Annotated in this window: 11 protein-coding genes; 6 read left to right on the top strand and 5 right to left on the bottom strand. The window is 71.5% G+C overall.

What is annotated here, in order from left to right:
• Positions 1–8 precede the first annotated feature (8 nt).
• The gene (locus tag ABH929_RS04295; RefSeq protein ID WP_165901145.1) at positions 9–458 is read right to left on the bottom strand and encodes a DUF4383 domain-containing protein; all 450 of its coding nucleotides are present in this window, start codon (positions 456–458) and stop codon (positions 9–11) included.
• 238 nt (positions 459–696) lie between these two features.
• Between ABH929_RS04295 and ABH929_RS04300 the strand changes: the two genes are divergently transcribed.
• A complete protein-coding gene (locus ABH929_RS04300) occupies positions 697–1,596 on the top strand; it encodes a phosphatase PAP2 family protein (RefSeq protein WP_205463716.1) in 900 nt (299 codons plus the stop codon).
• Positions 1,597–1,682: 86 nt separating this feature from the next.
• On the top strand, positions 1,683–2,852 hold the full coding sequence (locus ABH929_RS04305; RefSeq protein WP_404560250.1) for a CE1758 family FMN-dependent luciferase-like monooxygenase: 1,170 nt from the start codon (positions 1,683–1,685) through the stop codon (positions 2,850–2,852).
• A 142-nt stretch (positions 2,853–2,994) separates the two neighbouring features.
• Here ABH929_RS04305 and ABH929_RS04310 read toward each other — a convergent pair whose 3' ends face one another.
• Both ABH929_RS04310 and ABH929_RS04315 read right to left on the bottom strand, forming a co-directional pair.
• Positions 2,995–3,363, bottom strand: coding sequence for a DMT family transporter (locus ABH929_RS04310; RefSeq protein WP_404560252.1), 369 nt, complete (start codon positions 3,361–3,363; stop codon positions 2,995–2,997).
• Position 3,364: 1 nt separating this feature from the next.
• Positions 3,365–3,679 (bottom strand): multidrug efflux SMR transporter, encoded by a 315-nt coding sequence (locus tag ABH929_RS04315; RefSeq protein WP_263091473.1) that lies wholly within the window; start codon positions 3,677–3,679, stop codon positions 3,365–3,367.
• A 96-nt stretch (positions 3,680–3,775) separates the two neighbouring features.
• Between ABH929_RS04315 and ABH929_RS04320 the strand changes: the two genes are divergently transcribed.
• The 4 genes from ABH929_RS04320 to ABH929_RS04335 all read left to right on the top strand — a co-directional run bounded on the left by ABH929_RS04320 (position 3,776) and on the right by ABH929_RS04335 (position 7,774).
• Complete coding sequence (locus ABH929_RS04320; RefSeq protein ID WP_240347556.1) at positions 3,776–4,354, top strand: TetR/AcrR family transcriptional regulator; 579 nt, start codon at positions 3,776–3,778, stop codon at positions 4,352–4,354.
• Positions 4,355–4,520: 166 nt separating this feature from the next.
• Positions 4,521–5,534, top strand: a complete 1,014-nt coding sequence (locus tag ABH929_RS04325; protein WP_404560254.1) for a permease — start codon at positions 4,521–4,523, stop codon at positions 5,532–5,534.
• Entirely contained in the window at positions 5,521–6,360 is an 840-nt protein-coding gene (locus tag ABH929_RS04330) for a TIGR03943 family putative permease subunit (RefSeq protein ID WP_404560255.1), read from the top strand. The genes ABH929_RS04325 and ABH929_RS04330 overlap by 14 nt, the downstream gene beginning before the upstream one ends.
• Entirely contained in the window at positions 6,350–7,774 is a 1,425-nt protein-coding gene (locus ABH929_RS04335; protein ID WP_404560257.1) for a hypothetical protein, read from the top strand. The genes ABH929_RS04330 and ABH929_RS04335 overlap by 11 nt, the downstream gene beginning before the upstream one ends.
• 77 nt (positions 7,775–7,851) lie before the next feature.
• On the opposite strand, the gene ABH929_RS04340 is transcribed toward ABH929_RS04335, so the two are convergent.
• Together ABH929_RS04340 and ABH929_RS04345 are read right to left on the bottom strand one after the other, a co-directional pair.
• Positions 7,852–8,898, bottom strand: coding sequence for an NAD(P)-dependent alcohol dehydrogenase (locus tag ABH929_RS04340; RefSeq protein ID WP_205463722.1), 1,047 nt, complete (start codon positions 8,896–8,898; stop codon positions 7,852–7,854).
• Positions 8,899–9,012: 114 nt separating this feature from the next.
• A complete protein-coding gene (locus ABH929_RS04345) occupies positions 9,013–10,044 on the bottom strand; it encodes a glycerate kinase (RefSeq protein WP_404560258.1) in 1,032 nt (343 codons plus the stop codon).
• Positions 10,045–10,144 lie beyond the last annotated feature (100 nt).

The raw sequence follows: 10,144 nt of genomic DNA on the forward strand, positions 1-10,144 counted from the left end.
TCAGAGCGTCAGGCGCGAGCCGCCGCACGCAGCGCGCGGAGGTTCTCCTTGTCGGCACCGAGCGCCGTCAGCAGCAGGATGACACCGACGATGGCGTGGAACACGTTGTCGGTGGTGTTCAGCGCGAAGATGTTCGCCGAGGTGTTCACGAAGACGAAGCCGTAGACGGCCAGTACGACGAGCACGGCACCGACGACCAGGTTGCCGTTCCGCGAACCGATGGTGGTGCCGAGGCCGGTGATGAGCAGGACCGCGGCGAGCAGCACCCAGATGAGGGCGAGCGGCGGGTTCACCCCGAAGGCGTTCCAGAGCATCCCGCCCTGGCGGCTGAAGAAGCCGGGGTCGCCGTCGGCGGCGAAGAAGAAGCCCAGGATGCCCCAGAGTGCGAGGACGCCACCGACCGTGAGCGCGAGCCCGCGGTTCGGTGAGGCGGTGATGCCCGGTTCCTTGATGGCCACTTCGGTCTCCTCCTCGTACACTGCCGACGCGACGTGCGTCAGTCCGGCGGTGCCCGCCGGACTGCGCGGCGCGGCACTGAGCGGCACAGCGCGGGATCCGCGGGTGACGGCCGCGCGGTTCCCAGCCTCCGGCCGGTGAGCCAACGGTATCGTGTCCGACCCCGACCGTCCGAATCGCAGCGCCGTCACCAGGCGTGCGACGAGACCGACGACGACCACTCCGAGGAGGACCAGCCCGGTGACCTTGACACCCGAGCGCAATGCACCGGAGTCGCGTGGACCGAGCGTCTCGCGGCGGTTGCGGTGGGGTGTGCTGGCGGCTCTGGGGTTCGTGATCGTGCCTTCCGTCTACGCGGCCGCGGTGCTGACGCCGGTGGGGCAGCGCATGGAGGACGCCGCGCTCGGCGGGGTCCGTGAGTCCGACCTGTTCAGCTCGGACACTGCGCTCAACGTCATCTCGGTGCCGGTGATCCTGTTGCTCGTTGTCGTGATCGTCGCGGTGGCGTTCGCCAGGCGACGGCTCTCGGTGGGGCTCGGCGCGGGTGCAGTGGTGCTCGCGTCGGCGGCCACCTCGACGCTCGTCAAGCGTATCGCCGAGCGCCCGGAGATCGCCCAGTCGACGACGCCGAACTCGTTCCCCTCGGGGCACGCGACCATCGCGTTGGCCGCACTGTTCGCCGTCCTGATGGTCACGCCCCGTCGCTTCCGGCCGATCGTCACCCTGCTGGGTGCCGCCTACGCGGTGTTCGTCGCCAACCAGACGGTCGTCTACGGCTGGCACCGGGTGAGCGACATCATCGGGGCGTGCGCGATCGCGATGTTCTGGCTCGGCGTCGTCCGGGCGTTCGGTCCGAGGGTCGACCGGGGGCTCCGGGGCGACCGGGACGGCCGACGGGGACCGCGCCGGGTGGTCAGCGTCGTCCTGCTCGTCGCGACCGGGGTCACGCTGGCCGTCGGCGTCGCCGCGCTCGTCGTCGGCCTGACGGGGGACGGCGCGCACGACCACGCCGCGATCCTGATGGCCGGACGACTGGCCTCGAGCGCGAGCGTCCTGGCGGTGGTGACCGCGGTGTGGTTCCTCGACGGCATGCACCACGCGGCCCGGACCGACCCCGCCGTGCTGCCCGCAGCGCGCTGACGCCCTGGTGGGAATGCACCGGCGTACGCTACGTTGTACCCAGCAAGTCGATGCAAACGCATCGATATCGCGAAAGGCGGCGCAACATGCAGTTCGGCATCTTCACGGTCAGTGACGTCACGACCGACCCCACGACCGGCACCACGCCGGACGACACGCAGCGCGTCCGTGACATCCTCACCATCGCGCAGCACGCCGACCAGGCCGGGCTCGACGTCTTCGCCACCGGCGAGCACCACAACCCGCCGTTCGTCGCCTCGTCGCCGACCACGTTGCTGGCCTACCTCGCGGCGAAGACGAAGGACATCACGCTCTCGACGAGCACGACACTCATCACCACGAACGACCCGGTGCGCATCGCCGAGGAGTACGCGATGCTCCAGGTGATCTCCGACGGCCGCATGGACCTCATGATGGGTCGCGGCAACACCGGCCCGGTCTACCCGTGGTTCGGGCAGGACATCCGCCAAGGCGTCAACCTGGCCATCGAGAACTACGCGCTCGTCCGCCAGCTCTGGGAGAACGACGTCGTCAACTGGCAGGGCAAGTTCCGCACGCCGCTGCAGGGCTTCACCTCGACGCCGCGCCCCCTCGACGGTGTTCCCCCGTTCGTCTGGCACGGCTCGATCCGCACGCCCGAGATCGCGGAGCAGGCCGCGTACTACGGCGACGGCTTCTTCCACAACAACATCTTCTGGCCGATCCAGCACACCGAGCAGATGGTCGGGCTGTACCGCCAGCGCTTCGAGCACTACGGTCACGGCCGTGCCGACCAGGCGATCGTCGGTCTGGGTGGGCAGTTCTTCGCCCGCAAGAACTCGCAGGACGCGGTCAACGAGTTCCGGCCCTACTTCGACAACGCTCCGGTCTACGGCCACGGCCCCTCGATGGAGGACTTCGCCGCCCAGACCCCGCTCACGGTCGGTTCGCCGCAGCAGGTCATCGACCGGTACGCGGCGATGAAGGACCACGTCGGCCACTACCAGCGACAGCTGTTCCTGATCGACCACGCGGGTCTGCCGCTCAAGACCGTGCTCGAGCAGATCGACATCCTGGCCGACGAGATCGTCCCCGAGCTCCGCAAGCTCGGCGACGAGGGCCGTCCGTCCGACGTGCCGTCGAACCCGCCGAGCCACACGGAACGCGCCGCCGCGGCGCTCGCCGCCGCGGCGCTCGCCGCCGCGGCGCTCGCCGCCGGCACGGTCGGCAGCGACCACGTCGCCGCCGAGGACGAGTGGACGGGTGCCTCCGTCTGATCGTCACGTGACCACCTGACGGACGGGAGGCCCGGTGCCAGCTGGCACCGGGCCTCCCGTCCGTCACCGCCTGTGTCGCGAGCGCGACCCGAGTCTCGGGGTCAGCGACGAATCTCGGGGCACGCGGCGCGAGATCGGTCGCTCAGACCGAGTCTCGGGCTCGCCCCGCCGAGACCCGGGGCACGACCGCCGGACGGGCCGGCACGAGCTTGAGGCCGACGACGCAGCCGACGATCCCGGCGATGAACAGCACGCGCAGCACGGTGACGGGCTCGGTGCCGGTGGCCATGCCCCAGAGCACCGTGAGCGCTGCTCCGGTGCCGGTCCACACGGCGTACGCGGTGCTGATCGGGATGTGCCCCAGGACGTAGCCGAACGCGACGAGGCTGACCACGATCGTGATCGCGAACACGATCGTCGGGCCGGGCCGGGTGAAGCCGTCGCTCTCGCCGAGGGCGGTCGCCCACACGGTCTCGAGCGCGGCGCTGAGGAACAGGACGATCCAAGCCACCTCAGCTCACCACCTTGAGGCCGACGACGCAGGCGACCAGGCCGAACACGAGGCCGAGGCGTGCGAGCGACGCGGCTTCCTGCCGGCGCAGGATCGACACGACGACCGTCAGCGAGGCGCCGATGCCCACCCAGACGGCGTAGGCGGTGCCCACCGGGATCGACTTCATCGCGAACGCGAGCCCGACCATGCTCAGCGCCATGCCGGCGACGAACACGATCGTGGGCACGACCTTCTTGAAGCCGTTCGAGGCGCTCAGTGCGGTGGCCCAGACGGCCTCGAGCACGCCGCTCAGCACGAGGACGACCCATGCCATGGCGATGTTCCCTTCCTTCGATCGCATAGTCGCACGACTGTGCGACAACGGCATCGACGGTAGCACGAGTTCGTACGACTGTGCGAGTATGGCGTCGTGGCCAGGAGCATGGACGTCGAGCAGCGGCGCCGCACCGTGTCCGAAGCCGCGTGCCGGGTGCTCGCCCGCGACGGGCTGGGGGCGCTCAGTGTCCGGAACGTCGCGGCAGAGGCCGGACTGCCGCCGAGCACCGTCCGCTACACCTTCCCGACCCAGGCGAGCGTCCGGTCGCACGCGCTCGAGCTCGTGTTCGACGCGACCGCGGCCCGGATCGACGCCGTGCCCGCGGACCTGCGGGGCACGGCGTACGCGCACGCGGTCCTGCTCGAGCTCCTGCCCCTCGACGAGGAGCGACGCATCGAGCTCGACGTCTACCTGGGCCTCGGCACGGCGGCGCTGACCGACGCCGAGCTCCGGCCGTTCCACGACCGGGTCGTCGACGAGATGCGGGAGTGGTGCGGGCGGATCCTGCGGGCGCTCGGGGTGCCGGACGCCGACGTGCCCTACGAGACCCGGCGGCTGCACGCCCTGGTGGACGGGCTCGCGATGCACATCGTGCGGGTCGATCCCGGGGGCGACGCCTCGTGGGCGATCGACACGCTCGACCGGCACGTGGCGGGCATCGCCCAGGTCTGACTGCGGCCCGCTGCCGGGTTCGCGAACCCGTGCGTTGTTGGTGGCTCCGTGCGGCGCTCCAGGCCTGCACCGAGCGAGCAACCCTGCACGGGGTGAACGAACTCGCACGGTGCGCAGGCGGCCGCGCGCGGACCGCCACGCAGCACGCGTCGCCTATCCTTTCCGGGTGACGACGACCACGCCGCCGCAGCAGCGCTCCCGCTCCCTGACGGGCCCCGGCCTCGTGCTGCTCGCCGTCGTCGTGCTCCTGGGGATCCGGATGCTGTCCCCGAGCATCGGGACCGCCGGCCTGCCGGACGTCGTGCAGGACTTCCTGACACTGGCGATCAGCGTGGTGGTCGAGTCGCTGCCGTTCGTGGTGCTCGGGATCGTGCTGTCGATCGTCGTCGAGGTGTGGGTGCCCGTCGGTGCGCTCGAGAGGGTCCTGCCGCAGAACGCCTTCGGCCGCCGCGCCGTGATCTCGCTGATCGGCATGCTGTTCCCGGTGTGCGAGTGCGGGAACGTGCCCCTCGCCCGTGGCCTGATGATGCGCGGGTTCACCCCCGCGGAGGCCGTCACGTTCCTGGTCGCCGCCCCCATCCTCAACCCGCTCGTGATCATCAGCACGGCGCAGGCGTTCGGCTGGTCCGGCTGGATCCTGCCGGTCCGGATCGTCGGCGGCTTCGTGATCGCGAACCTGGTCGGCTGGATCGTCGCCGCGCACCGCCGTCCGGCCGACCTGCTGCTGCCCGCGTTCGAGGCCCGGTGCCGCGCTGCGATCGGCGCACCTCGGAGCCGCAACCGCTGGCGGGAGAGCGCCGCGCAGTTCGGCGGCGAGACCGCGACGATGATGCCGGCCCTGTTCGTCGGCGCCGGCCTGGCTGCGGCGATCCAGGTCGCCGTGCCCCGTTCCACGCTCGTCGCGATCGGCTCGAACCCGGTGCTCTCCGTCGCGGCGATGATGCTGCTCGCGATGACGGTGTCGCTCTGCTCGAACGTCGACGCGTTCTTCGCGCTGTCGTTCGCCTCGACGTTCCTGCCCGGGTCGATCACGGCCTTCCTGATCATCGGGCCGATCATCGACGTGAAGATGATCGCCCTGCTCCGTACGACGTTCCGGGTCCGGTTCCTGGTGCTGCTCGCCGTCGTGTGCGTCCTGTTCGCCGGCGCCGTGGGATTGGTGATGAATGTCCTCGTCTGACGCACCCAGCAGCAACGCTCCGGCCTACCTCGGGCTCGGGTCCGTGCTGGCGGTCGCCGTGTGCACGCTCTGGCTCGCACTGGTCGGCCACCTCGACCTGTACATCAACCCGCGGTACTCGGTGTTCACGATCGTGCTCGCCGCCGTCGCGGTACCCGCCTCGATCGCCGGCCTGGTGGTGATCGCACGCGGCCACGGCCACACGCACGGCGACGAAGCGGACGAGCACGACGCCGATGCCCACGGACACGACGCCGACGCCGAACAGCCGCGCCCCGGCCGTGGTCGCGCTGTCCGCCTCGCCCTCGGCGGGGCAGCCGCGGTCGTCACGATCGGCGTCACCGTGTCGATGCTGGTGCTGCCCCCGACGACGCTGTCCGCCCGTACCGCGCAGCAGCGGAGCGTGGACTCGGCGACCCTGTCGAACGCGACGGGCTCCGACGCGGCGGTGTCCCTGCTCGGCAGCGAGGGCGTCGACACCTCGGAGTACGGCGTCAAGGACTGGGCGGCGCTGATCCGGCAGACCACCGACACCACGGCCCTGGTCGGCAAGCAGGTGCGGCTGTCCGGGTTCGTGGTGCCCGGCGACGGCGGCTCCTTCACCCTGACCCGCTTCGTGATCAGCTGCTGCGCCGTCGACGCCCAGCCCGTCGGCCTCGGCGTGGTGACGGACGACGCCGACGGCTCCGTTCCGGACGAGGGGCAGTGGGTCACGGTGACCGGCGCACTCGCGGCGAACCCGGACCAGTCCGCCGACGCCCGCATCGTCATCAAGGCCGCGAAGGTGCAGGACATCGCGCAGCCCGAGGACCCGTATGAGTACTGAGCGCACCGACCGCACCGACCGCACCGACCGCCGCCCGGTCACTCGCCGGTTCCACCGCCGGTACCTCGCCGTCGTGCTCGTCCTGGCGGTCGTCGCCGCGCTCGCCGCCGTCGTCGGGTCGCAGCAGGGGCCGCGCCTGCGCGACGTGTCGTACGACGCCACCGGTCTGGTGTCCCGCCCGGCGCAGCGGGTGATCCTGACGGCGAACCAGGCACTGCAGCAGGTGTCCGCCGCCGACGTCCGGGTCACCCCGGCGGCCGCGCACACCGTGACCTCGAGCGGCAACACGATCGCGGTCGAGTTCGCCGGACCCCTGGCCTACGACCGCGACTACACGGTGACCGTCGCGAACGTCCGGGCTCCCGGGCAGCGCGCCACGGCGGACCTCACCACCGCGATCCGGACCGGCAGCACCGACGTCCTCGCGCTCGTGCCGGGAGCCGGCGGTGCGAAGGACCGCATCGTGCGCCGCTCCCTCGATGCCGGCGGTGCGACGACCGTGTACCAGGGTGCCGACATCTCGGAGTACGCCCGGCTCGGACGGTCCCTGGTGGTGGTCAGCGGCAGCGACGCGAGCTCCTCGGTCGACGTGATCGCACTGACCGGCGGGGTGCGGGACCCGGACGCCCCCGTGGAGCACCTCACCCTGCCGTCGTCGCAGGGGCGGGTCACCGCGCTGCACGTCGCCGACGACGGGGCGTCGTTCGGGTTCGAGTACGCCGACACGTCCACCGGGCAGTCGCGGAACACCGGCCTGTACGTGGTCGACATGACGGGCACGCACCTGCCCACCGCGATCGCCGCGGACGGGAAGCCGCAGACGGGCGCCGTGCCGATGACGGTCGGACAGTGGGCCTACGTGCCCCGGACCGAGAGCGCCCTGGTGCGGACGGGCAGCGACGACCTGGTGCTCGTCGACATGAGCGGCCGCGCCGACGCCGTCCGACTCGGCAGCGCCACGTACCTGCACGGGTTCGTCGGCTCGGGCACCACGGCCGTGGTCGAGACCGGTACGGGCATCGAGCGCCTCGACCTGACCGACGGCGCGAAGACCGCGCTGCGTGCCCCCGCTGCGAGCACCGATGCGGCCGTGCTCGGCCGCATCGCCCCGCTGGCGGACGACACGTACCTGCGCCTGCTGGGGGACGTGCGGTCGGACGGCACCGTCTCGGCACGGATCGTGCGCGTGGACGGGGAGCGGGCCTCCCGGCTACCGGTGACCATCCCGGACGACGCGAGCGTCACAGCGGTCTGCCCGTCCCCGAACGGCCAGTTCGTCGCGGTCGCGACGAAGTCGGCGACCGACGAGCTGGTGAGCATCGTCGACGCGACCACCGGTGCGCTCGAGGCGAGCATCGACGCCGGCTCCGTCGACTGGTGCGGCGCGCTGCCGTCCGGCGACGAGGTCGGCTGACGGCCCGACGGACAGGCAGACAGACGGGAGGCCCGTTGCCGGCTGGCAACGGGCCTCCCGTCTGAGCCTGGTCCCGACTACGCCAGTGTGGCCGCGTCGATCACGAAGCGGTAGCGGACGTCCGAGGACAGGACGCGCTCGTAGGCCTCGTTGATCTGGTCGGCGCTGATGAGCTCGGTCTCCGGCAGGATGTCGTGCTCGGCGCAGAAGTCCAGCATCTCCTGGGTCTCGCGGATACCGCCGATGGCGGACCCGGCCCAGCTGAGCCGGCGCGGGATCAGGGCGAACGCCGGGACCTCGAGCGGCTCGGACGGAGCACCGACGTTGACGAGCGTGCCGTCGACCTTGAGCAGGCCGAGGTACGAGCCCATCGGGATCTTCGCGGACACGGTGTTGATGATGAGCTCGAAGGAGTTCGCGAGCTTCTCGAACGTCTCCGGGTCCTTCGTCGCGTAGTGAGCCTTCGCGCCGTAGCGGAGCGAGTCGGCTTCCTTCGAGGTCGTCTGCGACAGGACGGTGACCTCGGCGCCCAGGGCGACGGCGATCTTGACGGCCATGTGGCCGAGGCCGCCCATGCCGATGACCGCGACCTTCGTGCCGGGGCCGGCCTTCCAGTGGTGCAGCGGCGAGTACGTGGTGATGCCAGCGCAGAGCAGCGGCGCGACCTTCTCGATGTCGAGCGACTCGGGCACGCGGAGGACGAAGTCCTCGTTCACGACGATCGCCTGCGAGTAGCCGCCCTGGGTGATCGAGCCGTCGGCCGGGTCGACGCTCGTGTAGGTGCCGATGTTGCCCTTCAGGCAGTACTGCTCCTGGCCGGCGACGCACTGCTCGCACTCGCCGCAGGAGTTCACCATGCAGCCGACGCCGACACGGTCGCCGACCTGGTGCTTCGTGACGTTCTCGCCGACGGCGGTGACGTGGCCGACGATCTCGTGGCCGACGACCTGCGGGTACTGGATCTGGCCCCACTCGCCGCGGACGGTGTGGATGTCCGAGTGGCAGATGCCGGCGTAGGCGATGTCGATCTCGACGTCGTTCGCTCCGACGTCACGACGGGTGATGGTGGTCTTGACGAGCGGCTCGGTCGCTGACGGTGCCGCGTACGCGTTGACGGTGCGCAATGATCTCCTCGTGGGGGTGCGTTGCGGGCCGGTTCCGGCCCGACACCAGTCTGATGGAGCGCGCCACAGCGTGGGAGGTTCCGTTGGGGCTCCCCAGTACGGGAATCGGGGTGCTCAGGCCAGTCGCGCGAGCCGCTGGCCCGCGATCGTGGCGAAGCGCAGCGGGTCGGCCAGGGCGTCGTCCGGCTCGCCGGTGGTCTGCGTGGCGAGCACGGTGAGCGAGGCGGCCGCGGCGTAGTCGTCGAGGGAGGCCTCGATCGCGCCGGCGACGAGCATCGACCGGGCCCCGGGGGCGTGCGTCGCCGTGAGCGACCACACCACCGACGGGACCTTGCCGGCGGCGGACTGCCCGTCGTACCGGCCCTCGCCGCTGATCACGACGTCAGCACCGGTGAGCCGGTCGGCGAGCCCGAGCACCTCGGCGACGCCGTCCGCGCCGCGGGCCAGGGTCGCACCCCAGACGAGCAGGCCGAAGCCGACGCCACCCGCGGCGCCGGCGCCCGGGGTCGTGGGGTCCACCGATGGGAAGCGGGCAGCCCAGCTGGCCAGCTGCTCGTCGAAGGATACGACCCGTGCGGGCTCGATCCCCTTCTGCGGGCCGAAGACCGCAGCCGCGCCGGTCGGGCCGAGCAGCGGAGCGGTCACGTCGGTCAGCACGGTGACGCCGAGTGGTGGGAGGGCGGGCAGCCCCGCTCCGTCCAGACCGAGCGCCTCGAGCACGGGCCGGCCGCCGTCGGTCGAGGCGCTCCCGCCGATGCCGAGCACGAGCCCCGTGGCGCCGGCGTCGAGCGTGGCGGCGATCGCCTCGCCGAACCCCCGGCTCGTCGCGGTGTCCGGCAGGAGTTCGTCGAGCAGCGGGAGACCGCTCGTCGCCGCGAGCTCCACCACCGCACGCCCATCGGGCAGCCGCAGCCAGTGGGCGTCGACCGGGGTGCCAGCCGGGCCCGTGACCGTGACGGGGACCCGGACCGCACCGGGGACCGCAGTCGCGAACGCCTCGAGGGTGCCCTCGCCGCCGTCGGCCATCGGCGCGAGCACGACGTCGTCGTCGGGGCGCTCGGTCAGCCAGCCGTCCGCGATCGCCTGGGCGACGGACGCCGCGGTCGCGGTGCCCTTGAACGAGTCCGGAGCCACCACGATGCGCACGGGACCACCGTAGCGGGGAGGCGGCGACACGTGCTGGACAAGGTAGGCAAGGCTCACCTAAGTTAACGGTTAGGTGAGGCTCACCTAACTTCACGAACCA

Source organism: Curtobacterium sp. AB7 (genome assembly GCF_044909335.1).
In the GTDB taxonomy this organism is placed as follows: Bacteria; Actinomycetota; Actinomycetes; order Actinomycetales; family Microbacteriaceae; genus Curtobacterium.

What these genes read in the sequence shown, in the direction of transcription:
- ABH929_RS04335 (WP_404560257.1), top strand. Translation starts at nt 6,350, where the DNA reads ATGAGTACTGAGCGCACCGACCGCACCGACCGCACCGACCGCCGCCCG.
- ABH929_RS04315 (WP_263091473.1), bottom strand. Translation starts at nt 3,679, where the DNA reads ATGGCATGGGTCGTCCTCGTGCTGAGCGGCGTGCTCGAGGCCGTCTGG.
- ABH929_RS04305 (WP_404560250.1), top strand. Translation starts at nt 1,683, where the DNA reads ATGCAGTTCGGCATCTTCACGGTCAGTGACGTCACGACCGACCCCACG.
- ABH929_RS04330 (WP_404560255.1), top strand. Translation starts at nt 5,521, where the DNA reads ATGTCCTCGTCTGACGCACCCAGCAGCAACGCTCCGGCCTACCTCGGG.